22 protein-coding genes are annotated in these 22,380 nt (G+C 60.0%); 6 read left to right on the top strand and 16 right to left on the bottom strand.

Going from position 1 to position 22,380, the window contains the following annotated elements; genetic code table 11:
- Positions 1 to 2: 2 nt before the first annotated feature.
- From AADW57_RS06950 to gyrA, 10 genes are all read right to left on the bottom strand, one after another.
- Positions 3 to 329 (bottom strand): LapA family protein, encoded by a 327-nt coding sequence (locus tag AADW57_RS06950; RefSeq protein WP_341669321.1) that lies wholly within the window; start codon positions 327 to 329, stop codon positions 3 to 5.
- 115 nt (positions 330 to 444) lie between these two features.
- Positions 445 to 804, bottom strand: a complete 360-nt coding sequence (locus AADW57_RS06945) for an integration host factor subunit beta (RefSeq protein WP_341669320.1) — start codon at positions 802 to 804, stop codon at positions 445 to 447.
- A gap of 5 nt (positions 805 to 809) precedes the next feature.
- Positions 810 to 2,528, bottom strand: coding sequence for a 30S ribosomal protein S1 (gene rpsA / locus AADW57_RS06940; RefSeq protein ID WP_341669319.1), 1,719 nt, complete (start codon positions 2,526 to 2,528; stop codon positions 810 to 812).
- An 83-nt stretch (positions 2,529 to 2,611) separates the two neighbouring features.
- The gene (gene cmk, locus AADW57_RS06935) at positions 2,612 to 3,292 is read right to left on the bottom strand and encodes a (d)CMP kinase (protein ID WP_341669318.1); all 681 of its coding nucleotides are present in this window, start codon (positions 3,290 to 3,292) and stop codon (positions 2,612 to 2,614) included.
- Positions 3,289 to 4,611, bottom strand: coding sequence for a 3-phosphoshikimate 1-carboxyvinyltransferase (gene aroA / locus AADW57_RS06930; protein ID WP_341669317.1), 1,323 nt, complete (start codon positions 4,609 to 4,611; stop codon positions 3,289 to 3,291). Before aroA ends, cmk begins: the two co-directional genes overlap by 4 nt.
- Positions 4,608 to 5,513: a prephenate dehydrogenase gene (locus AADW57_RS06925; RefSeq protein WP_341669316.1), complete on the bottom strand. Its 906-nt coding sequence runs from the start codon at positions 5,511 to 5,513 to the stop codon at positions 4,608 to 4,610. The genes aroA and AADW57_RS06925 overlap by 4 nt, the downstream gene beginning before the upstream one ends.
- A gap of 2 nt (positions 5,514 to 5,515) precedes the next feature.
- Positions 5,516 to 6,643, bottom strand: a complete 1,128-nt coding sequence (gene hisC, locus AADW57_RS06920) for a histidinol-phosphate transaminase (RefSeq protein ID WP_341669315.1) — start codon at positions 6,641 to 6,643, stop codon at positions 5,516 to 5,518.
- A gap of 2 nt (positions 6,644 to 6,645) precedes the next feature.
- Complete coding sequence (gene pheA / locus AADW57_RS06915) at positions 6,646 to 7,737, bottom strand: prephenate dehydratase (protein ID WP_341669314.1); 1,092 nt, start codon at positions 7,735 to 7,737, stop codon at positions 6,646 to 6,648.
- Positions 7,730 to 8,839: a 3-phosphoserine/phosphohydroxythreonine transaminase gene (serC, locus tag AADW57_RS06910; RefSeq protein WP_341669313.1), complete on the bottom strand. Its 1,110-nt coding sequence runs from the start codon at positions 8,837 to 8,839 to the stop codon at positions 7,730 to 7,732. Before serC ends, pheA begins: the two co-directional genes overlap by 8 nt.
- The gene (gene gyrA / locus AADW57_RS06905) at positions 8,839 to 11,517 is read right to left on the bottom strand and encodes a DNA gyrase subunit A (protein WP_341669312.1); all 2,679 of its coding nucleotides are present in this window, start codon (positions 11,515 to 11,517) and stop codon (positions 8,839 to 8,841) included. The genes serC and gyrA overlap by 1 nt, the downstream gene beginning before the upstream one ends.
- Before the next feature lie 432 nt (positions 11,518 to 11,949).
- Between gyrA and ompA the strand changes: the two genes are divergently transcribed.
- The 3 genes from ompA to gph all read left to right on the top strand — a co-directional run bounded on the left by ompA (position 11,950) and on the right by gph (position 14,065).
- On the top strand, positions 11,950 to 12,546 hold the full coding sequence (gene ompA / locus AADW57_RS06900) for an outer membrane protein OmpA (protein ID WP_341669311.1): 597 nt from the start codon (positions 11,950 to 11,952) through the stop codon (positions 12,544 to 12,546).
- A gap of 80 nt (positions 12,547 to 12,626) precedes the next feature.
- Entirely contained in the window at positions 12,627 to 13,355 is a 729-nt protein-coding gene (gene ubiG / locus AADW57_RS06895) for a bifunctional 2-polyprenyl-6-hydroxyphenol methylase/3-demethylubiquinol 3-O-methyltransferase UbiG (RefSeq protein ID WP_341669310.1), read from the top strand.
- An 11-nt stretch (positions 13,356 to 13,366) separates the two neighbouring features.
- Positions 13,367 to 14,065: a phosphoglycolate phosphatase gene (gene gph / locus AADW57_RS06890; protein WP_341669309.1), complete on the top strand. Its 699-nt coding sequence runs from the start codon at positions 13,367 to 13,369 to the stop codon at positions 14,063 to 14,065.
- A gap of 11 nt (positions 14,066 to 14,076) precedes the next feature.
- On the opposite strand, the gene AADW57_RS06885 is transcribed toward gph, so the two are convergent.
- Positions 14,077 to 14,943: a LysR family transcriptional regulator gene (locus AADW57_RS06885; RefSeq protein WP_341669308.1), complete on the bottom strand. Its 867-nt coding sequence runs from the start codon at positions 14,941 to 14,943 to the stop codon at positions 14,077 to 14,079.
- An 84-nt stretch (positions 14,944 to 15,027) separates the two neighbouring features.
- Between AADW57_RS06885 and AADW57_RS06880 the strand changes: the two genes are divergently transcribed.
- On the top strand, positions 15,028 to 16,551 hold the full coding sequence (locus AADW57_RS06880; protein ID WP_341669307.1) for an MFS transporter: 1,524 nt from the start codon (positions 15,028 to 15,030) through the stop codon (positions 16,549 to 16,551).
- Here the strand turns inward: AADW57_RS06880 and fdxA are convergent, their stop codons facing one another.
- The 4 genes from fdxA to AADW57_RS06860 form a co-directional block, all read right to left on the bottom strand.
- Positions 16,552 to 16,884: a ferredoxin FdxA gene (gene fdxA / locus AADW57_RS06875; RefSeq protein ID WP_341669306.1), complete on the bottom strand. Its 333-nt coding sequence runs from the start codon at positions 16,882 to 16,884 to the stop codon at positions 16,552 to 16,554.
- Between the two features lie 68 nt (positions 16,885 to 16,952).
- Positions 16,953 to 17,525 carry a lipocalin family protein gene (locus tag AADW57_RS06870; RefSeq protein ID WP_341669305.1) on the bottom strand — a complete coding sequence of 191 codons (573 nt, stop codon included), beginning with the start codon at positions 17,523 to 17,525 and terminating at the stop codon, positions 16,953 to 16,955.
- Positions 17,526 to 17,657: 132 nt separating this feature from the next.
- Complete coding sequence (locus AADW57_RS06865) at positions 17,658 to 18,716, bottom strand: linear amide C-N hydrolase (protein WP_341669304.1); 1,059 nt, start codon at positions 18,714 to 18,716, stop codon at positions 17,658 to 17,660.
- Positions 18,717 to 18,865: 149 nt separating this feature from the next.
- Positions 18,866 to 19,351, bottom strand: coding sequence for a DUF2165 family protein (locus AADW57_RS06860; protein WP_341669303.1), 486 nt, complete (start codon positions 19,349 to 19,351; stop codon positions 18,866 to 18,868).
- A gap of 181 nt (positions 19,352 to 19,532) precedes the next feature.
- Between AADW57_RS06860 and AADW57_RS06855 the strand changes: the two genes are divergently transcribed.
- The gene (locus tag AADW57_RS06855) at positions 19,533 to 20,303 is read left to right on the top strand and encodes a hypothetical protein (protein WP_341669302.1); all 771 of its coding nucleotides are present in this window, start codon (positions 19,533 to 19,535) and stop codon (positions 20,301 to 20,303) included.
- A 159-nt stretch (positions 20,304 to 20,462) separates the two neighbouring features.
- Positions 20,463 to 21,590, top strand: a complete 1,128-nt coding sequence (locus AADW57_RS06850) for a metallophosphoesterase (RefSeq protein ID WP_341669301.1) — start codon at positions 20,463 to 20,465, stop codon at positions 21,588 to 21,590.
- On the opposite strand, the gene AADW57_RS06845 is transcribed toward AADW57_RS06850, so the two are convergent.
- A complete protein-coding gene (locus AADW57_RS06845) occupies positions 21,587 to 22,375 on the bottom strand; it encodes a DNA alkylation repair protein (protein WP_341669300.1) in 789 nt (262 codons plus the stop codon). The two genes, AADW57_RS06850 and AADW57_RS06845, sit on opposite strands and share 4 nt — an antisense overlap.
- Positions 22,376 to 22,380 lie beyond the last annotated feature (5 nt).

Below are 22,380 nucleotides of genomic sequence, written 5' to 3'. Positions count from 1 at the left end.
GATTACAACGGTGCCAGGGGTGCAACGGTTTCCGGAGCCACGGCCGATGCCGGTGATTGCCCGGACAGCTCCAGGCGCTCTTGCAATCGGTCCATTTCGCGGCGCAGGCGGTTGACTTCCCGGCGGCGTCGCATAACCGCGCCAACCATGATCAACAAGCCCATGACCAGGCCCAGAATGAAGGCTCCCAGCATGACGACGATAAGGGGAACATCCTGAATAATGTGCTCGGCAAAGAAGTTCACTTGTACAGGCTCGGTGTTCTTGAGTGCAAACAACAGCACGACCAGAAAGACGAGCAGACGCAGTACCCAGACTAGATAGCGCATTATTAGGCTCCAACAGTGTTTTTTATATTGACTGATTGTACGTGCAAGCGCCGTTTAGCGCACACGCAAAACAGGCCCTGTAAAGGGCCTGTTTCATCAGCTTGCAAGGGTGTCTTTAGCCGTGACGGACCCGCGCATTCAGCTGCTCGAACGCAGACGACTGATCATCGGTTTCGATCTGTTCCTGCTGGAGAAAAACAGAATCGACGCGTTCGCGCAATTCCTTGCCGGCCTTAAAGTGCGGCACCTGCTTGCCAGGTACCAACACTTTTTCGCCCGACTTGGGATTGCGCCCCACCCGCGGCGAACGGGTAGAGAGCGAAAAGCTGCCAAATCCGCGGATTTCGATCCGTTGACCGCTGGCCAGAGCCTGGGTCATCGAATCGAGTACCGTTTTCACGGCGAAATCCATGTCGCGCAGCGCCAGTTGCGGATAGCGACTGGCCAACAGCGCAATCAGCTCAGACTTGGTCACGCTGATTAACCGTCGTCACGCTGCTGCTGGTCCAGCTTGGCACGCAGCAGAGCACCCAGGTTGGTCGTACCCGACGAAGCGCTGGCTTCGGACAGGCGGGCCATGGACTGAGCAGTCTCGGCAGTATCGCGGGCCTTGATCGACAGCTGGATGGAGCGGGTCTTGCGGTCCACGCTCAGGATCATGGTTTCGATTTCTTCGCCTTCTTTCAGGACGGTGGTAGCGTCTTCAACGCGGCCCGAGGAGATCTCGGAAGCGCGCAGGTAGCCTTCCACATCTAGCGACAGAGTAACAACAGCGCCCTTGGCTTCAACAGCCTTGATCACGCCCTGGACGACAGCGCCCTTGTCGTAGGTGGCCACGAAGTTGTTGAACGGATCGCCTTCCAGCTGCTTGATGCCCAGCGAAATGCGTTCTTTGTCGGTATCGATACCCAGAACCACGGCGTCGACTTCGTCGCCCTTCTTGAAGTTGCGCACGGCTTCTTCACCGGACTCGGACCAGGACAGGTCGGACAGGTGAACCAGGCCGTCGATGCCGCCAGGCAGACCAACGAACACACCAAAGTCGGTGATCGACTTGATGGCGCCGCGAACCTTGTCGCCACGCTTGAAGTTGATGGCGAAATCTTCCCATGGGTTGGCACGGCACTGCTTCATGCCCAGCGAGATGCGGCGACGGTCTTCGTCGATCTCCAGAACCATGACTTCGACTTCTTCGCCCAAGGTCACGACCTTGCGTGGGTCCACGTTCTTGTTGGTCCAGTCCATTTCGGACACGTGCACCAGGCCTTCGATGCCGTCTTCCACTTCAACGAATGCACCGTAGTCGGTCAGGTTGGTAACCTTGCCGAACAGGCGGGTGTTTTGTGGGTAGCGACGTGCCAGACCGATCCATGGATCTTCGCCCAACTGCTTGACGCCCAGGGAGACGCGGCTCTTTTCCTGATCGAACTTGAGAACCTTGGCTTCGATTTCCTGACCCACCTGCAGAACTTCGGATGGGTGGCGGACACGACGCCAGGCCATGTCGGTGATGTGCAACAGACCGTCGATGCCGCCCAGGTCCACAAACGCACCGTAATCGGTGATGTTCTTGACGATGCCCTTGACGATGGCACCTTCGGACAGGGTTTCCAGCAGCTTCTGGCGCTCTTCGCCCATGGAAGCTTCCAGCACAGCGCGGCGCGACAGCACGACGTTATTGCGCTTGCGATCCAGCTTGATGACCTTGAATTCCAGGGTCTTGCCTTCGTACGGCGTAGTGTCTTTGACAGGGCGCAGGTCGACCAGCGAACCGGGCAAGAAGGCGCGAATGCCGTTGGTCATGACGGTCAGACCGCCCTTGACCTTGCCGGTAATGGTGCCGTTGACCAGTTCGCCCGACTCGAGCGCCTGTTCCAGGGACAGCCAGGCCGACAGGCGCTTGGCGCGGTCACGGGACAGGATGGTGTCGCCATAGCCGTTCTCGAAAGCATCGATGGCCACGGACACGAAATCGCCGGCCTGGACTTCCAGTTCGCCCTGGTCGTTCAGGAATTCTTCGAGGGGGATCAGGGCTTCGGACTTCAGACCGGCGTTGACCAGAACGTAGTTGTGGTCGATGCGCAGAACTTCGGCGGAAATGACTTCGCCGCTTTTCAGGTCTTGGTTCTTGATGCTTTCTGCAAACAAGTCGGCAAAGCTTTCGCCGCCGGTTGCAGCTGTTTGAAGGTTAGTGGACATTCAATCAATCCATCAGCCAGAATGGCTGTTAAAAAACACACCAGGCGAACCCGGTGGAGTGAAAAAAACCGCGCAGCGCAGAATTACGCCGTCGGGAACGACACGCCCGACCAAAGGTCAAGCACAATATTGACTGTTTCATCTATGCTTAGCTTGGACGAATCCACAATGTGGGCGTCCTGCGCAGGCACCAGCGGTGCGTGCGTGCGATTCTTGTCACGCGCATCACGCGCGCGAAGATCGGCCAGCAGGCTTGCAAGATTAGCAGAAATCCCCTTTTCGCTCAACTGTTTACAACGCCTTTCCGCACGCACCTGCGCATCGGCCAGCAAAAATATTTTCAAAGGCGCATCGGGAAACACCACTGTCCCCATGTCGCGCCCATCGCCGACCAAGCCGGGGGCGATGCGAAAGTCGCGCTGGCGCTGCAGCAAAGCGGCACGCACGCCGGGCATGGCTGCCACCTGCGAGGCCAGGTTGCCCACCTGCTCCTGGCGGATAGCCTCGCTGACATCCTGTCCCGCCAAAAAAACGGCCGGATGCTGAAAACGGATATCCAAGCCGGCGGCGACGCGCTCCACCTCGGATTCCAGCTCCGTATCCAGACCTTGGCGCAAACAGGCCAGCGCGGTCAGGCGATACAAGGCACCGCTGTCCAGCGTATGCCAACCCAGTCGCTCGGCCACCAGGTGGGCTATCGTGCCCTTGCCTGAAGCGGTAGGGCCGTCTATGGTAATGACGGGTATGGTCTGTGTTGCGCTCATGCCTGCACCAAGTGCTGAAAAACAGAAAAATAATCAGGAAATGTCTTGCTGACGCAGTCCGGGTCCAGGATCGTCACCGGGACGGGCCCAAAACTGGCCAGAGAAAAACACATAGCGATGCGGTGATCGTCGTAGGTATGGATACTGGCCGACCGCCAATTGGCCGCATCGATAGGATGCACTGTCAGCCAATCGGGGCCGGACTCAACCCGGGCACCCAGCTTGGCCAGTTCGGTATGCATGGCGTGGATGCGATCGGTTTCTTTGACGCGCCAGCTGGCGATATTGCGCAAGGTGCATGGCCCGTCGGCAAACATGGCCATGGCGGCCGCCGTCATGGCCGCATCCGGGATGCGATTGAAATCCATGTCAAACGCCCGCAGGCGTTCGCCGCGCGCCACACAAGGACCGCTGACCACAAGTTCCTGCGGATGGCGCTCGATGCGCGCCCCCATAGCCTGGGCCACATCTGCAAACTGAATATCGCCCTGAAGGCTATCGGTGCCCACGCCGCGAATCCGTACCGGCCCGCCGCCCAATGCCCCCAAGGCAATAAAATACGACGCCGACGACGCGTCTCCCTCGACCGGATAGCGTCCGGGACTGATGTACGCGGCTGCCGCCGGCACGGTGAAACTGCTCCAACCGTCGCGCTGCACCGTCACGCCAAAACGCGCCATCATAGCCAGCGTAATGTCGATATACGGCTTGGAGATCAGTTCGCCGTCCACCTGAATGCGCAGATCCTGTCCGGTCTGCGCCGTCAACAAGGGCGCGGCCATCAGCAATGCTGTCAGGAACTGGCTGGACACCGAGCCTTTGACCGACACGCTGCGCCCCCCGCTCTGCGGCGCGGCACCGATCGCCAGCGGCGGATAGCCTTCGTTGCCCAGGTAGCTGACATCAGCCCCCAGACTGCGCAAAGCGTCCACCAGATCGCCAATAGGCCGTTCGTGCATGCGGGCAATACCTGTCAATGTAAATCGCCCACCCATCAAGGCCAGCGCCGCCGTCAAGGAGCGAAAAGCCGTACCGGCATTGCCCAGGAACAAATCGGCATCGCGCAGGGCAAAGGGCGCGCCGCCGTCAATTTCGACCACGCCCTGCCCCAGGTCCTGAAGTTCCACGCCCATCTGGCGCAGAGCAGCCAGCATGACGCGGGTGTCGTCCGAATGCAGCAAGCCTTCCAAGCGGGTCCGTCCCCGCGCCAACGAAGCCAAGAGCAACGCGCGATTGGATATGCTCTTGGAGCCGGGCAGCACCAGCTCGCCCCGGGCCTGCACGACAGGATTCAAGACAATAGAATCAACCTGGCTCATTTCAAACCGCTCCTGCTCGCCCAAAAACGGCGCGCCAAGGCGGCACGCTCCAGAAATTCGTACAAAGCCTGATCATCACCGTCCTCCAAGGCCTGTTCGGCCTGATCCAGCGCCTGCCGCACCTCTTTCAGTTCGGCCAGAACGGCGCTGCGGTTGCTCAGGAAAATATCCCGCCACACCTCCGCCGAACCGGCTGCGATGCGGGTAAAGTCGCGAAAGCCCGTGCCGGCCAGCGCAAAGCGCTGATCTGAATTGGCGCTGGAGGCAACCTGCCACATAAAAACAGAAGACAAAAAGTGAGGGACATGACTGACCGATGCCAACACCTGATCGTGCGTGGGCGGGTCCATCAACATGACGCGTGCGCCGCAACGCTCCCAGACCGCAATCAGGCGCTTGCGCGCCGCCGCCGGATTCTCGTCCAAAGGCGTCAGGATGACATTACGCCCCTCGTACAGATCGGCACGCGCCGCATCCGGCCCCAGCGTCTCGGCACCGGCAATGGGATGCCCAGGCACGAACTGAGCGATGCGCTCGCCCAAGGCCTCGCGGGCCACCTGCACCACATCCACCTTGGTGCTGCCCGCGTCGCTGATCAATGTCTGATCGCGCAAATGCCCACGCATGGCACGCAAGACAGGCCCCATCGCCCCGATGGGGGTAGCCAGCATGATCAGATCCGCCTGCGCGGCCGCCTGCTCCAGCGTGGCAATATCGTCGATCAGGCCCAGCTCCTGGGCGCGACGCAGACTCTTGAGCTGTCGGCCAACACCCAGCACCCGCCCAACGGCACCGGCACGCTTGAGCGCCAGCGCGACCGAACCGCCGATCAGCCCCACTCCTACGACGGCGAGCACTGGAATCAGTGGCTCCGACGTCACTGACCCAGGCAATGCGCTCATGCTCAAGCCTGCAAGATACCGGCCAGAGCCTGCGCAAAGCGCTGGTTCTCTTCCGGCAAACCGATGGTGATACGCAAATGTTCGGGCAAGCCATCGCCTGCCACGGGGCGCACGATGACGCCTTGCTTGAGCAAGGCCAGATTGATCGCCGCCGCATCCCCCACGCGCACCAGAATGAAGTTGCCGTGGCTGGGCACGTAATCCAGACCCAACGATTCAAAACACTGTTCCAGGAACTGTTTGCCGGACTGGTTCAGTTCGTAGCTGCGTTGCAGAAAGTCCTGGTCGGCCAGTGCGGCACGCGCAGCCTCCAGTGCCACGCTATTGACATTGAAAGGCTGACGCACACGGTTCAAGACATCGGTCAGTTCGGCCTGGGCCAACGCGTAACCGATGCGCAGTCCCGCCAGACCATAGGCCTTGGAGAAGGTACGCGTCACAATCAGGTTGGGATAGCGGCGCACCAACTCGGCGCTGTCAAAACGCAGTTCGGGAGCCAGGTATTCGTTGTAGGCCTCGTCCAGCACGACGGTAAGCTGTCGACCGTGACGCTCCCAGACCTGGGCCAGAAAGGCGTCAATCTGCTCGGCAGGCAAAAAGGTACCGGTGGGGTTGTTGGGATTGGCAATGAACAACAGACGCGTGTCAGCGCAAATGGCCGCCAGCATGGCATCCAGGTCGTGACCATAGTCCACGGCCGGCACCATGATATGGCGCGCACCGCGCTCTTGCGTACACAGCTTGTAGACGGTAAAGGCATGCTCGGCATACACGCACGACACACCCGGCCCCAGCAGCACCAGGGAAATCAGCTCCAGCAAATCGTTGGAACCGTTACCCAGCGTAATCCAGTCTGCCGGCACCTGATAACGCCGTGACAAATCCTGCTTCAAGTCAAAACCGTTGGGGTCGGGATAACGCCCCAGCTCCTGCACGGCCCGCGCAACCGCTGCCCGTACCGAGTCGGCCATGCCCAAAGGATTCTCGTTGGAAGCCAGCTTGACGATGCTGCTCTCTTGCAGGCCAAACGTGCGCGCGATTTCGCTGACGGGTTTGCCCGGCTGATAGGGAGCGATGGCCAGAATATGGTCGGCGACGGCCGCCTCCAGTGCTGCGCGTGTGCTTGTCATGGTCAGAAGTCGTTAACGGGGTAAGAACCCAGGATCTTGAAAAAGGCGACCTGCTTCTTGAGCTCGGTCAAGGCAGCCGCCATGGCCGGTTCGTCGCGGTGTCCGATCAGGTCCACGTAAAAGTAATATTCCCACTGACCGGTACGGGCCGGACGGGATTCCAGACGCGTCATGGACACGCCATGCACCGCCAGCGGCGAGAGCATATCGTAGACGGCACCCGCCCGGTTGGGCACGGCCAGGATGATGCTGGTCTTGTCGTTGCCGCTGGGCAGGGCTTCAATATTGCCGATGGCCAGGAAACGGGTGCGATTGTGCGGGTCGTCCTGAATGCCGGATTCGACAACGCCCAGATTCCAGGCCGTAATCGCCGTATTGCCGGCGATGGCCGCCACGGAAGGGTCGGACGCCGCGATACGGGCCGCTTCGGCATTGCTGGAAGCGGCTTCGCGCAACAAATGCGGGAAGTGCTTTTGCAGCCAATTCTGGCACTGCGCCAGGGCCTGCGGATGCGCCATCACGCGGGTGATGCCATCCATGGTCCCGGTCTGAGTCAACAGATTGTGATGAACCCGGATCGAGCGCTCGCCCAGCACGCGCAGCGGCGAATTCAGCAGCAGATCCAACGTGCGGTTGACCGCGCCTTCGGTGGAATTTTCCACCGGCACCATGCCTACATCGGCCTGCCCTACTTCCACGCTGCGAAACACCTCGTCAAAGGAGTCGCACTGCAGTCCATCCAGGGCATGGCCGAAATGTTCGTAGGCGGCCTGCTCGGAAAACGAGCCTTGCGGCCCCAGATAGGCCACGCGCAACACGCTTTCCAAACCACGGCAAGCGGAAATGATCTGCCCCCACACCGCCTCGACAGCAGCCGGCGTAAAAGGGCCGTCATTTTCAGACTGCAAGCGGCGCACGATACGCGCTTCGCGCTCGGGCTTCAGAATGGCCTCGTCAGCATTAAAACCTTGCTTGATCTTGCCGACTTCCAGCGCCGCGCGGGCACGCTCGTTCAGCAGCTCCAGAATCTGGCGATCCAGCTCGTCGATGCGGTTGCGCCAGGGCAGCAGGCGTTCAGATAAGGTATTAGCCATTCCGTTGTTCAAAGTCTTTCATAAAGTCGATCAAGGCCTGCACGCCCTCCAGCGGCATGGCGTTGTAGATGGACGCACGCATGCCACCCACGCTCTTGTGCCCTTTCAGCGAGGTCAGGCCCGCAGCCTGGGCCTGCTCCAGAAACACACTGTTCAAGGACTCGTCGCGCAGCAGGAAGGGCACGTTCATGCGCGAACGGTACGCAGGATGCACCGTGTTGGTGTAAAAATCCGACGAATCCAGATAGCCGTACAAGGCTTCGGACTTGGCCGCATTGCGCGCTTGCATCGCCGCCACGCCGCCCTGGCGCTGCAACCACTTGAACATCAGGCCGGCCATATAAATAGAGTAGGTAGGCGGCGTATTGAACATGGACTGCTGTTTTTCGATATTGGCGTAGTTGAACGCCGACGGGCACAAGTCCATGGCATGACCGAGCAAGTCCTTGCGGATCATCATCAAGGCAATACCGGACATGCCGGCATTTTTCTGTGCCCCTGCGTAGGCTACGGCCACACGCGAGAAATCAATCGGGCAGGACAGGATGTTGGAGGAGACATCCGCAATGACGGGCACATCCAGCTTGGGGATGTCGTTGAACTCGACGCCGCCAATGGTTTCGTTGGTGCAGACGTGCAAGTAAGCCGCATCCGGGCGCACATCCCATTGGGCAGGCTCGGGGAACCAGGTCCAAGGGGCCCATTCTTTGCCCTGATCCTGCCAGGCCTGGCCGCTGCTGCCGGCGACATGGATATCGCCGTAGCGCTGCGCTTCCTCGCAGGACTTGACCGACCAACTGCCCGACAAGACATAGTCGGCCTTGCCGCTGCCGTTACGCTGAATCAGATTCAGGGGGAGCAGGCCATTCTGGCCTTGCGCTCCGCCCTGCACGAACAGAACGGCAAAGTCATCGGGCACGGCCAGCAGCGTGCGCAAATCGGCCTCGGCCTGGTCGCGCACACCCATATAGTCCTTACTGCGATGGCTCATTTCCATGATGGACATGCCGGTGCCGTGCCAATCGGTCATTTCGGCGGCCGCCTGCTCCAACACTTCCAGCGGCAGCATCGACGGGCCTGCCGAAAAATTCCATACACGCATCACACATCTTCCTTGCCGGTTGCGTCCGCTTCGCCGGCGGCGGGCGGACTGTCCTGATTCTGCTCATCAGCGGCCCGCCCTTCGTCGGCCAGGCTGGCTTCGACCTCGTCGTCGGTTTCGACCACGCGATACACGCCGGACAGTTCGCTGCCATCATCCACGCTGATCAAGGTAACGCCTTGCGTGGCGCGACCCATTTCGCGGATTTCGGAAACACGGGTACGCACCAGCACGCCGGCATTGGTGATCAGCATGATCTCGTCGGTTTCGCGCACCAGCACGGCCCCCACGACTTTGCCGTTGCGGGCCGATGTCTGGATGGCGATCATGCCCTTGGTACCGCGACCATGACGTGTGTACTCGCCGATGGGGGTGCGTTTGCCGAAACCGTTCTCGGTTGCGGTCAGCACGGACTGGCTTTCGTCTTCGGCCACCAACAGAGCGATAACGGACTGGCCCTCTTCCAGCGTCATGCCGCGCACGCCACGGGCCGCGCGGCCCATTGGGCGCACATCGCCTTCGTCAAAACGCACGGCTTTTCCGGCATCCGAAAACAGCATGACATCGTGCACGCCATCGGTCAGCTGCGCGCCGATCAGATAGTCGCCTTCATCCAGGCCCACGGCGATGATGCCGGCCTTGCGGGGGTTGGAGAAATCGGACAACGGGGTCTTCTTGACCGTGCCGCGCGACGTGGCCATGAACACGAATTGCTCTTCGCTGAATTCCTTGACGGACAACACGACGTTGATCTTCTCGCCATCTTCCAGGGGGAACATATTGACGATGGGACGGCCGCGCGAATTGCGCGAGCCTTGCGGCACTTCCCACACCTTGAGCCAGTACACCCGGCCACGGTTGGAGAAGCACAGCAGATAATCGTGCGTATTGGCGATAAACAGCTTATCGATCCAGTCGTCCTCTTTCATGGCGGTCGCTTGCTTACCACGGCCGCCACGGCGCTGTGCCCGATATTCAGACAGCGGTTGGCTCTTGATGTAGCCGGTATGCGAGAGCGTCACCACCATGTCCATAGGGGTGATCAGATCTTCTGTATCCAGCTCGGTCGCATTGTGCTCGATCTGCGAACGACGCACATCCTTGCCGGTGGCCGAGAATTCGTCGCGCAACGCGATCAGCTCGTCGCCGATAATGGCCGAAACGCGCCCCGGATTGGACAGAATGTCCAGCAGGTCGGCGATCTTGTCCATGACCTCGCGATATTCCGCCACAATCTTGTCCTGCTCCAGGCCGGTCAGACGCTGCAGACGCATGTTCAGAATTTCCTGCGCCTGGACCTCGCTCAGACGGTACAGACCGTCCGCGCCCATGCCGAACTCCTCGCCCAGCTCGTCGGGGCGATACGCCTGACGGCCGCCCACGATGGCGCTGGTATCGGCGCGTGCCAACATCTCGCGCACCAGGCTGGAATCCCAGGACTTGGCCATCAGCTCCTGGCGGGCGACCGGCGGCGTAGGCGCAGCCTTGATGATCGCGATAAAGTCGTCGATATTGGCCAGGGCCACCGCCAGACCTTCCAGCACATGACCCCGTTCGCGGGCCTTGCGCAACTGAAACACGGTGCGGCGCGTCACCACTTCGCGGCGGTGGCTCAGGAAGTATTCCACCAACTGCTTCAGGTTCAACAGGCGCGGCTGGCCATCGACCAGCGCCACCATGTTCATGCCGAAGGTTTCCTGCAACTGGGTATTCTTGTACAGGTTATTGAGCACCACCTCGGGCACTTCGCCACGCTTGAGTTCGATCACCAGACGCATGCCGTCCTTGTCGGACTCGTCGCGGATATCGGAAATGCCCTCGATGCGCTTTTCGTTGACCAGCTCGGCGATGCGTTCCTGCAACGACTTTTTGTTGACCTGGTAAGGAATGGCATCGACCACGATGGCCTGGCGATTGCCTTTTTCCATGTCCTCGAAATGCGTGCTGGCGCGCATGATGACCCGACCACGCCCGGTACGGTAGCCTTCGCGCACCCCGGACATGCCGTAGATAATGCCGCCGGTAGGAAAGTCCGGCGCAGGCACGTGCTCGATCAGTTCATCGATGGTGCACTCTGGATTGCGCAGGCAATACAGGCAGCCGTTGACCACTTCGGCCAGATTATGCGGCGGTATATTGGTGGCCATGCCCACGGCAATGCCCGAGCTGCCGTTGACCAGCAGGTTAGGCAGGCGCGAGGGCAGCAAGGCCGGCTCTTTTTCGCTGCCGTCGTAGTTGGGCACGAAATCCACCGTTTCCTGGTCGATATCGGCCAACAATTCGTGGGCGATCTTGGCCAGACGGATTTCGGTATAACGCATCGCGGCCGCGTTATCGCCGTCGATGGAGCCGAAGTTCCCTTGCCCGTCCACCAACATATAGCGCATGGAAAAATCCTGCGCCAGACGCACAATGGTGTCGTAAACGGCGGAATCGCCATGCGGGTGGTACTTACCGATGACGTCGCCGACAATACGGGCCGACTTCTTATAGGCACGATTCCAGTCGTTATTGAGTTCGTGCATGGCGAACAAGACACGGCGATGCACAGGCTTCAAACCATCTCGCACGTCGGGAAGAGCACGGCCAACGATCACGCTCATGGCGTAATCGAGGTAGCTGCGGCGCATCTCCTCTTCAAGTGAAACGGGAAGCGTCTCCTTGGCAAAGGAATCCATAGATTAATTCTTTATAGATATGGGTTAAGCAGTAAGCCAGCCGTAAACGGACAAGGACAAAGGGAAATTCTAGCACTTTCGCCTAGAGGGACGCAGCCGGTGCGCAGGGGCAGCCCCAGACTGGCACTCAGTGATGCGCAAAGGACAAAAATCCGGGGCCGACGGCCATCTTGTCGCCCCCTGCCGCCACGCTGCGTCCTGTTGCCTAAAACCAACAATAACAGGAAAGAACGGGGCCAATTCCGTTTATCTGGCCGAATTGCCTGCCGCCGACCTAACGCATGGGACCGAAATGTCATAAGATTCGAGCTAACACGCATGAAACCCAGCGCAATTCTTTGATCCGTTCAGGGCATTGCTATACTGGTTCCGTAAATCGGCGGCAGGGGTTCGCTGCGGTCACTTAACAGCATCAGCTCAACGAGGAGAAATATGAACAAACCCTCCAAAATCGCACTTGTACTCGCCATTGCCGCTGTATCGGCCTCCGGTGCGGTTTCCGCACAGGAATCGGGCGAAGTCAACAACTGGCGCAATCCGTTTGGCGACGTTTGGAAAAACGGCACCAACGAACTGTGCTGGCGTAACAACTTCTGGACCCCAGCAACGGGTATCCCAGGTTGTGACGGTGTGCCCGTTGCCCAGGCCCCCGAAGCTCCTGTCGTTGCTCCTACCGTCACCAAAGTGACCCTGAACGCCGACACGTTCTTCGACTTCGACAAGTCCACCCTGAAGCCAGAAGGCCGTCAGGTTCTGGATCAAGTGGCTGACGCCGCTGGCTCCATCGATCTGGAAACCCTGATCGCTGTTGGTCACACCGACTCCATCGGTGCCGAAGCTTACAACCAGAAGCTGTCCGAGCGTCGTGCCAACACCGTCAAGCAGTACCTGGTCAGCAAGGGCATCCCTGCCGATCGCATCTACGCCGAAGGCAAGGGCGAAAGCCAGCCCGTGGCATCCAACAAGACGCGTGAAGGCCGTGCCCAGAACCGTCGCGTGGAAATCGAAATCGTCGGCAACCGCAAGTAATACCTGCTGCCACGCATTTCTGTAGCTAAGGCTACAATTAAGGCTCCGCTTTTGCGGGGCCTTAATTTTTTGGGTGAACCATGACCGTCTCCACTCCCACTGCCACGACCGCCAACGTCGACCAGGCAGAAATCGACAAGTTCAGCGCACTGGCATCCCGCTGGTGGGACCCTACCAGCGAGTTCAAGCCGCTGCACGCCATCAACCCGCTGCGCCTGGACTGGATTCTTTCGCAGACCGGCCCCCTGCAGGGCAAGCAAGTGCTGGATGTAGGTTGCGGCGGCGGCATCTTGTCCGAAAGCCTGGCACAGGCCGGTGCCCAGGTAACCGGCATAGACCTGGCCGAACGCTCCCTGAAAATAGCGCGGCTGCACAGCCTGGAGTCGGGCGTGCCTGTTCAGTACGAAGCCATCAGCGCCGAAGACATGGCCGACCAGCACCCAGGCCGCTTCGATGTCGTGACCTGCATGGAAATGCTGGAACACGTCCCCGACCCCGGCTCCATCATCCGCGCCTGCTCGCAGCTGGTCAAACCCGGCGGCTGGGTGTTTTTCTCCACCCTGAACCGCAATCCAAAATCGTTCTTGTTCGCCATCGTCGGTGCCGAATATGTGCTGCGCCTGATCCCCAAGGGCACGCATAGCTACGAAGGCTTCATCAAGCCCAGCGAACTGATCCAAACCGCACGCCGCTGCAAGCTGGACGCCCAGGCCCTGAAAGGCCTGGAGTACAACCCCATTACCGATCATTACTTTCTGTCCGGCGACACCTCCGTCAACTACCTGGTGGCCACACGCCGGCAGGACTGACTGCCTTATCCATGAAGAAACTTGTCCTGTTCGATTTCGACGGCACCCTGGCCGATTCCGCCCCTGACCTGGCCGCCGCCGCCAACCGTTTGCGACTGGCCCGTGGCCTGCCTGCCCTACCCTACGACACCCTGCGTCCTTTTGCCTCGCACGGCGCGCGCGGCCTGATCAAGGCGGCCCTGGACATACAGACGGATCACCCCGAGTATGCCCAGCTACGCGCCCATTTCCTGCAGGACTACGAGGCCAACATGACCAGCCTGACCCAACTGTTCGACGGCGTGGCCGACATGCTGAAGCAGCTGGAACAACACCAATACACCTGGGGCATCGTCACCAACAAGCTGGAGTACCTGGCCTTGCCTCTGATCCGCCATCTGGGGCTGGAGCAATCCTGCGCCGTTGCCGTAGGCGGCGACACGACCGGCCACATCAAGCCGCACCCTGCCCCTTTGCTCTACGCAGCCGAAAAAGCCGGTTTTCAGCCACAGCATTGCCTGTATGTAGGTGACGACCAGCGCGACATTCAGGCCGGACAGGCTGCCGGCATGGCCACAATGGTCGCAGCCTACGGCTATTGCGCCCAGGACCCGGCCATTCCCAGTTGGCGGGCCGACCTGATTGCCAACAATGCCGCCGAAGTCTGGGACGGCGTGCAGCGCTGGGCCCAAGGCCAGCACCGGGCACGCGCCAGCCTGCCGGCCTGCTGAGCAGCCGTCAATTAAGGCAGCAGCGCCGACAAGCGTTGCTGTATCCATAAAATGACGGGCGGCAAGGCTTCGCCCTGCCGCCACAACATGCGGACCGCCAACGGCGGCAGCATCAGTTCCTGGCAATGCAGCTGCCTAAGCTTGACACGTAGATGTTCGTATTCCGCGATGTTCAAGGGCAGTATGGCCCAACCCATGCCTTCGGCCACCATGTCCGCAATCACATAGAAACTGTCCGAACGCCAGACGCTGGGACTGAATACGGCCTGATCCGCGCCTTCGATATGCATGACCAACTGGCGATGCGCCACCAGCTCTTTGCGGCTGACCTGCGCCTGACGCGCCAGATCATGTTCCCGGGCCACGCAGATCGCCTGCGGTGCCGTGCCCACGTAGCGCTGCGCAAAATGAACGGGAACAGGCCCACGGTCAAACTGGATCGCAATACGTGAACGCCCCTGCTCCACATAATCCATGACCTCTGTGGCCGTGCCGTTCAATATGGTCAGTTCCAGCGCGGGCCAGCGCTGCGCCAATTCTTTGAACAACAACGCGACCGGCTCATAAGGCAGGGCTTCGTCCATGGCGATTTCCAAGCGTGCCGGCTGCCCCTGGGAAAGCGCCAAAGCGCGGCGCTCCAACACATCAGCCTGCTGCAACAGCGCACGCGCCTCCAGCAACATCACCTGGCCGGCCTCGGTCAGACGCAGCGCCCGCCTGCTGCGATCAAACAAATCCAGATTCAAGTCAGCCTCCAGCAAACTGATCGAGGTGCTCAGAGCCGACTGCACTTTGCCTAGGCTGCGGGCGGCTTGGGTCATGGAGCCGGTTTCGGCTACCACGACAAAATGCCGTATCCGTTCAAGAGTCCAATCCATATATCAAATTTATAGATGCTATTTAACTTTGATCACAATAATTATTGATGGATCATACTAGCTTCACCACTCTTGTGCTTTCCAATGTCTTTCTCTACGACTCCAGGCCAGACTCAATCTCCTCCAAGCGTGCGCAGACGCTGGCTGGTTCTGGCTATCGTTTCGGTCGCGCTGCTGCTTATCGTGATCGACATGACAGTGCTTTATACCGCCCTGCCCCGCCTGACCCACGACCTGCACGCTTCGGCCTCGCAAAAGCTATGGATCATCAACAGCTACGCCCTGGTCGTGTCCGGTTTGCTGCTGGGCATGGGCACGCTGGGTGATCGCCTAGGCCATAAACACCTGTTCCTGTCCGGACTGGCCCTGTTCGGCCTGGCGTCCCTGCTGGCCGCTTACGCCCCCAACCCCACGGCCCTGATCACCGCGCGCGCTCTGCTGGGTGTCGCCGCCGCCATGATGATGCCCGCCACCCTTTCCCTGATCCGCATCACCTTTGCCGACGAACGCGAGCGCGCCGTCGCCATCGGCGTCTGGGCCTCGGTCGCCTCGGGCGGCGCGGCCTTCGGTCCGGTGGTGGGTGGCTTCCTCCTGGAGCACTTCTGGTGGGGGTCCGTGTTTCTGATCAATGTGCCCATCGTCCTGATCGCACTGCCGCTGGGCTGGCTCTTTGTGCCGCGCTCGCAGCCTGATACCTCGCGCCCATGGGACCTGCATGGCTCACTGCTCATCATGGTAGGCCTGGTGGCCGGCACCTTCGCCATCAAAGAACTGGGCAAACACGCGCCCTCCTGGCCACTGACCGGTGCCGCACTGCTGATCAGCACGCTGTTCCTGACCCTGTTTGTACGCCGCCAGAGCCGCAGCGCCTTCCCCTTGCTGGATTTTTCCCTGTTTCGCAATGCCGCTTTCGCCACCTCTGTCATGGCTGCGCTGACCGCCTCGGCCGCCCTGATCGGCATGGAACTGGTCTTTAGCCAACGCTTGCAACTGGTATTGGGATTTTCGCCGCTGCAGGCTGGCATGGCCATCATGCCACTGCCATTGGCGGCCTTTCTGGCCGGGCCGCTGGCCGGCAAGTTACTACCACAGATCGGCAGCGCCCGTCTGCTGTTCGCATCGCTGACGCTAGCCGGACTGGGTATGGGGGCCTATCTACTCTGGCACAATGCGCCCCAGGCCCTGCAAACCCTCAGCCTGGTTCTGCTGGGTCTGGGCATCGGCGCTGCCATGACGGCCGCCTCCAGCACCATCATGCAAAGCGTGCCCGCATCGCGCGCCGGAATGGCCGCATCCATAGAAGAAATGTCGTATGAATTAGGCGGCGCGCTGGGCGTCACCCTGATGGGCAGCTTACTGTCGGCCGTCTACAGCGCCACCTTGATTCTGCCATCGAACAGCAATGTGCCCTCCTCTGTGCGCGACAGTCTGGACGAGGCCTTGATGGCGGCCGAAGGCCTGTCGCGGGAACATGCCGCTCAACTAGGCGAACTGGCCCGCAACGCCTTCGATGGCGGATTTGTGGCGGTGTTGACCGCCTGCACCTCCCTGTTGCTGCTCGCCGCGCTGGCGGTCTGGCGCTGGGGTTTCCAGCGTCAGCCTGTCTGATCAGAATCGCTGCAACAGCGCCAACTTATCACTGCGCCCTGCCCAATAATCGTGATCGGGCAAGGGCGCTTTCTGACGAGTGATTCGCGTCCAGCCCGGTGCCTGGCTAAGCTCCCGATTCAGATCGGCATATACCTGTTGCCCGGGCTTCAAATCCTGTTCGCTGACAATAGCCCCTACCGGGCATTCGGCCACGCAAATAGAACAATCAATGCACTCATCCGGATGGATCACCAAATAATTCGGCCCTTCAAAAAAACAATCCATCGGACAAACCGAGACGCAATCCGTGTACTTACACTGGATGCAGGCATCCGTCACTACATAAGGCATGGCGATACCGCTCTACTCAAAAAAACCACCACTGTACGTCGTGGCGATGACAATTGCCCGTGCCGGACTCAATCAGGCAATTGCCGAGTCCGTATCATGTTGGAAACATCAAACCGTTGGGCTGCGGCATAATCCAGCAGCGCCTGAACACGAGCCTCATCCGCCTGCGGCATACGGCTCAACACCCATAAATAATCGCGATCTGGCGTGCCGACAAGCGCATAGTCGTAATCCCCATCGATGCGCAAGATCCAGTAATCAGCCCAGACCCAAGGCAAACCGGACAGCCACTGAGGAGCGAAGCGTACTTGCAGACGCGCCGGATCATTCGTATCCGGATTCAGCCGCCCCTGCGCCTGGGCCTGTTCGGTTTGCCCCGCCGCATTGCGACAACTGTTGACCACCAGCAAGCCTTGTCCCTGCAACTGATAGCGCGCCTGCACATTATCGACACACTGCTTCTGAAAGCGATTGGGCAAACGGGCCTGCTCGTACCACACGCCCGCGTAACGGGCCAAATCCACATTTTTCTGGGTTCCCAATGGCGGCGCACCCGAAAACTCATTGCTGCAACCAGCCAGCATCAGGACGAAAGTGCTGGCCAGGCCTGCCAGCCAGGGACGGAAAGAATAGGCATGCATGACGACTCCTTGCAGATAAGCACCCATGCGCATGCCACAGCATAGACCGATGCGGTGCTTATGAAAATCCCTATCGCCGAAATGACAAAGAGGCCCGCCGGGCCTCTTTGCACGAAGTGATCCGTCCAGCGATCACGTCCCCAGGAAAGTAAACGGCTTGGCCGGCGTGAACTGATCCAAGGTCTCGCCCGAGAAAACCCGGGTCTGGTTCGGCCCCAGATCCAGCTTGAGCACCTTGCCCGTTTCAGCCGAAAAGTCGATCCGCCTGGTATCCACCCAGAAGGTATTGGGCGTCAGTGCGGACTCGAAGAAATACAGACCGCGCTTGTGGTCAAAGACGGTGCGCCAGCGCGTGGACGAAATATTGGGCTGACCTTCGGTCGTGATGCCGAACGGCACCGAAACATTGCGAATGACGCCAAACGCACTGGCCAGCGCTTCGTTGGCGGGCGCTTTTTGCGGAACCGCATTGATATAAAACGAAGCGCGCGCAAAACGGTCCGAGGCCCGGTTGGTGCCCGGCAACATCACCGTGCCGCCAATCTGCTGCCAATAGGCATTCAGTGCCAGTTGCTGGTCAAATGTAGGGGAATTGGTCATGACCTGGTACTGACGCCCATGGTGAATGACCTGCTTGCCATCGATATATTCAACAATGGCACTGTCCCCCGAGGAGTCAGACATGGACAGGTGCAGCGTCGCCAGACGGCTCTCGCCGGGGACCTGATCGGTCACGACCACAAACGGCTCTTTTTCCAGGGCCGCCACCGCCTCGGCCACCGTGGCGAAGTTATCCAGCACGTACTGGGCCCACAAAGACAGGCTCAAGGTCCGCTCGCCTTTGGCAGGCGTGGGATAGTCCGACTCGACCAACCACAACAAATTGGCGTTCAAGCCCTTTTCGTTAACGCCATCGGTCGTGGAAATGTCGTAGCCAGAAGCAATCAGGCTGCCGTACCGCGATGTCCACTCTATAGAATCCGGACCGGCTTGCCCGGAGCGCTGCGCCCCACGCGGGAAGATCCACAGATTGGTCATGACATCCGTCTTCCAATCCATGGATCGGGTGGTGATGATCTGGCCATCATCGCCCAGATACACCGCCCGGGTGCAGGCCTGCGCCGCTAATGACAGCATCGACAATCCCAGCGTGCACGCCAGCAAGGTCCGACGAATCCGTTGTTGCAGCATAGCTATTTTCTCCGAAAACGAAACACATGGGCCAATCCGGCACGCACGATGACACTTATCCGGGCCAAGGCCTTGAACTCAGCCGCCGGGCCATCATAACCCAGCGCCCGTAGAACCTGCGGCCCTCTTGCGCAGCCTCGGTCTGCCCGTCAGTCGTCCAGCTCGTCGCGCTGCACGACATAAACCAGGACCAGCAAAATCGTAATGAAAAAGCGGAACGCATCGGGCACGCCATTCCAGGTCTTGGACATCCACATGCCGAACCACTCGCCACCCACAGACATAAACGCCACTTGCCAGGTCAAAAAGCCCAGGGTCAGCCCGGCCACAGCCATGCGTTTGGACTTATTGAAATCCAAACCATGCCGATTCTTGAACATGACCCAGGCTCCCGCCAGGCACAAAATAGCGGTCAGACTTTCCAGGGTAATAATGCCGATATAGCCGGCGTGATGAATCCAGGGCGTATCGATAGCACGGTACTTGATGGCGGCATCCGGAAAGATCGTGTCCATCATGAACACATGCTGCACAAAGGCGAAATTGGTGCCGTAATCCGTAATGTTGCCAAACGCCACCAGCAACGAGAAAAAGCCAATGGCGGCCACCATTAAGGTCTTGGACAAGCGAATCATAGAAGTTCCCCTTTTAATACTTGAAGCCTGGATTGTAAGTAAAACCACGCATTCTGCAGAACGATGTCCCCGCCCGTCGCGTCGACTCTTCTTTGACGCAGGCCATGCTACATTGAGCCCTCGCCGGGCTGCCAGCCTGTTTTAATACTGAGCATCTCTGTTTTCAAGATAAATCAAAGCTATGATTTTTTCGCTCTCGACCCCATACCGCACTTGGCTATCGCTTCTAGGCCTGGTGTCGGTGACCAGTCTGGCCCAGGCGCAAGAGACAGACTCCGCCCTGCAAGTGACGCCGTACATCTGGATCAGCGGCCTGAAAGGCGATGTTTCACCATTCCGTCGCAGCCCCACCGTGGGCGTGGAAAAATCCTTCAACGATGTCTGGCGAGATCTGAATGCAGGCGGATTTATCAATGTATGGGCCAGACGCGACCGGTATGTATTTTCGGCGGACCTGCTGTATGTGGACACCACCGAAAGCCGGATCAAAGACGGGTTGCCCCTGCTGGGGGCGCTGGAGGGCAAAGTCGACAATCGCCTGTTCATGGCCTCGGTGCAAGGGGGCTACCGCGTGCTGGAGTCAGAACGCGGCAGCCTGGATATGCTGGCCGGCGTCTCGTTCTGGGATGTTGACACCCAGGCGCACTTGCGCACAGGCCCGGTTTCCGTCACCCACAAAGAAAATTTCAACTGGCTGGACCCCATGATAGGGCTGCGCGCCTTCTGGCGCCTGAACGAACAATTCTCCCTGCAAGCGCAAGGCAGCGTGGGCGGATTCGGCGCAGGCTCCCGACACAGTCATCAGGCCGTATTCACCGTAAACTACGACCTGTCCGAACGCTTCAGCCTGGCCGCAGGCTACAAGGTCTTGGATGTCAATTACCGGCGCTCCGGCCATGTCTTTGACACCCGCATGTCCGGCCCCGTCCTGGGCCTGACCTGGCGCTTCTAGCGCCCACACCGGACACACAGATGGTTCCCCCGCCCTGCGCGCTGAACCATCTCGTTACCGCAGGAACAACAAAAAAGAACAGACGCAGCCTTTATACTGCTCCCTCGTCCCGTCCCTGTCTGCGGATACATTCCGGTTATATATTCCTGGATTCGCCTCGTGTTTCAAGCTGTCGCCCTATTGCTGGCCTTGTATGTGACTCTGCGCCTGATACGTCCACTGCCTTTGCGCCCCTGGCTCAAATGGCTGTTGACCCTCCTGGTCTTTGCCACGGCTCTGCACCATCGCATCGTTGCCACCTATTGGGGCACACGCGCATCGCCCGAGATTCCCGGCGAACTGATCATGCTGCTGGGCTGGGGCTTTGGCACTCTTTTGATGGCGGCTTGCCTGTTGCTGATCCTGGATATAGTTGGACTGCTGACCTGGGCCTTGCACCGCCCAAGCGGCCAGAAACTGCTGCGCGCGTCCCGTCCACGGGCCACAATCGGCGTCGCCGTCATGGTCATCGCGGCCCTGGGCGTCTGGCAGGCCGTGCGCGTACCCGGGGTCAAGACCATAGAGATCGCACTGCCCAATCTGCCCGCCGAACTGGACGGATTCAGGATGGCGCAACTGACCGATCTGCACGCCAGCCGCTTGCTGCAACAGGACTGGATGCGCGCCGTTGTGGACAAAACCAATGCGCTGTCGGCCGACCTGATCGTGATTACCGGCGACTTGGTAGACGGCAGCGTTGCTGCACGCCGCAACGATGTTGCCCCACTACAAGATCTGAGCGCCCCGCACGGCGTCTTTGTTGTCGCAGGCAATCACGAGTATTACGCCAACTACGTACAGTGGATGGAGCACTTTGATGCGCTAGGTCTGCGACTGCTGCGCAATGAGCACACCCTCATTACGCGCAACGACGCCGCCTTCGCCCTGGCAGGCATTACCGATGCCACCGCTGTCCAGCACGGACAACCACGCCCGGACACCCGCGCTGCCCTGGCCGGCATTCCCGCTGGCATGCTGACTGTCTTGCTTAGCCACCGCCCCGCCAATGCGCCCTTGAACGCCACCGCCGGTGCCCACCTGCAATTGTCGGGCCACACACATGGCGGCCAAATCCTGGGCATGCACAAAATCGTCGCCCTGGCCAACGGCGGCTATGTCTCCGGCTTGTACGAGGTCGGCGATATGCAGTTGTATGTCAGCAATGGCGCTGGATTATGGCCAGGGTTTCCGCTGCGCGTCGGTCGCCCTTCGGACATCACCCTGATCACCCTGCGCCGCGCCCCCTAGGCGGACACCGGCGAAACACTACGCAACGCGCGGCGACAGATACGCTGCGTAGCCGCGCACTCCGGTGCCTGGGCCTGCCACTGCGCGCACAGTTCACGCACCCACTGCGGCTGATCTTTGGCGGCGTCATTCAACCAGTTCGCCACCGAATCCTGCACATACACGCTTTCGTCGGCACGCAGTGCCGACAGAATCGGCAGCATAAGCTGCGGCTGGCGCTTCAAGACCGCAATGTGCGCGCACCAAACCCCACGCGGGCGCAAAGCCTCGCAAGCAAAGCGGCGCAGATACGCCGACGGTGCCTGCGTCCAGGACGCCAGCAAATCCATTGCCTGTTCCAAGTCCGCCGCCAGATGCGGACGCACCGCCATCCAGGCCCATTCCCGCACCCCGAAGTGCGCATCGTCGGCCAATGGCTCCAGGCGCTTCAAACGCTGGGCCAGACTCAAATCCGGTTGCGCACCCACCATAAAGCACGCCCAGCCGCGCACCGTATCGGAGCCATGCCCCCGGCACCGCTCCCAGGCGTGCTGTTGCTGCGTCTGCCACAGCCAGGCGCCCATTCCCATCATGCGCTTCAATATGCCCAGTTCGCACAAGGCCTGCACCGGTTCCAGCTGAACATCGTCCAGCTCCGGAAACACAGCCCGAACCAATACCCGCTGATCCAGCGCCAAAGACTCGGTCAGCGTCAGACTGGCCGACTCCCCACGCGACAAAGACTGCAACACATCCGGCGGAATATCCGCCGCCCGCGCATAACCTTTACGTTGTCCCTGCGTCATCCCCA

Origin of the sequence: Alcaligenes sp. SDU_A2, from assembly GCF_038237375.1 — a bacterium.
Classification (GTDB): Bacteria; Pseudomonadota; Gammaproteobacteria; order Burkholderiales; family Burkholderiaceae_B; genus Alcaligenes.
The sequence above is the reverse complement of the archived record's forward strand: the minus strand, read 5'-3'. Positions and strand labels throughout refer to the sequence as shown.

Excerpts from the sequence above, each read along its gene's own strand:
- AADW57_RS06880 (WP_341669307.1), top strand. The coding sequence starts at position 15,028 with ATGTCTTTCTCTACGACTCCAGGCCAGACTCAATCTCCTCCAAGCGTG.
- AADW57_RS06925 (WP_341669316.1), bottom strand. The coding sequence starts at position 5,513 with ATGAGCGCATTGCCTGGGTCAGTGACGTCGGAGCCACTGATTCCAGTG.
- gph (WP_341669309.1), top strand. The coding sequence starts at position 13,367 with ATGAAGAAACTTGTCCTGTTCGATTTCGACGGCACCCTGGCCGATTCC.
- pheA (WP_341669314.1), bottom strand. The coding sequence starts at position 7,737 with ATGGCTAATACCTTATCTGAACGCCTGCTGCCCTGGCGCAACCGCATC.
- serC (WP_341669313.1), bottom strand. The coding sequence starts at position 8,839 with ATGCGTGTATGGAATTTTTCGGCAGGCCCGTCGATGCTGCCGCTGGAA.
- hisC (WP_341669315.1), bottom strand. The coding sequence starts at position 6,643 with ATGACAAGCACACGCGCAGCACTGGAGGCGGCCGTCGCCGACCATATT.
- AADW57_RS06860 (WP_341669303.1), bottom strand. The coding sequence starts at position 19,351 with ATGATTCGCTTGTCCAAGACCTTAATGGTGGCCGCCATTGGCTTTTTC.
- gyrA (WP_341669312.1), bottom strand. The coding sequence starts at position 11,517 with ATGGATTCCTTTGCCAAGGAGACGCTTCCCGTTTCACTTGAAGAGGAG.
- aroA (WP_341669317.1), bottom strand. The coding sequence starts at position 4,611 with ATGAGCCAGGTTGATTCTATTGTCTTGAATCCTGTCGTGCAGGCCCGG.
- rpsA (WP_341669319.1), bottom strand. The coding sequence starts at position 2,528 with ATGTCCACTAACCTTCAAACAGCTGCAACCGGCGGCGAAAGCTTTGCC.
- ubiG (WP_341669310.1), top strand. The coding sequence starts at position 12,627 with ATGACCGTCTCCACTCCCACTGCCACGACCGCCAACGTCGACCAGGCA.
- fdxA (WP_341669306.1), bottom strand. The coding sequence starts at position 16,884 with ATGCCTTATGTAGTGACGGATGCCTGCATCCAGTGTAAGTACACGGAT.
- AADW57_RS06885 (WP_341669308.1), bottom strand. The coding sequence starts at position 14,943 with ATGGATTGGACTCTTGAACGGATACGGCATTTTGTCGTGGTAGCCGAA.
- AADW57_RS06870 (WP_341669305.1), bottom strand. The coding sequence starts at position 17,525 with ATGCATGCCTATTCTTTCCGTCCCTGGCTGGCAGGCCTGGCCAGCACT.
- AADW57_RS06845 (WP_341669300.1), bottom strand. The coding sequence starts at position 22,375 with ATGACGCAGGGACAACGTAAAGGTTATGCGCGGGCGGCGGATATTCCG.
- AADW57_RS06865 (WP_341669304.1), bottom strand. The coding sequence starts at position 18,716 with ATGCTGCAACAACGGATTCGTCGGACCTTGCTGGCGTGCACGCTGGGA.
- AADW57_RS06855 (WP_341669302.1), top strand. The coding sequence starts at position 19,533 with ATGATTTTTTCGCTCTCGACCCCATACCGCACTTGGCTATCGCTTCTA.
- cmk (WP_341669318.1), bottom strand. The coding sequence starts at position 3,292 with ATGAGCGCAACACAGACCATACCCGTCATTACCATAGACGGCCCTACC.
- ompA (WP_341669311.1), top strand. The coding sequence starts at position 11,950 with ATGAACAAACCCTCCAAAATCGCACTTGTACTCGCCATTGCCGCTGTA.
- AADW57_RS06950 (WP_341669321.1), bottom strand. The coding sequence starts at position 329 with ATGCGCTATCTAGTCTGGGTACTGCGTCTGCTCGTCTTTCTGGTCGTG.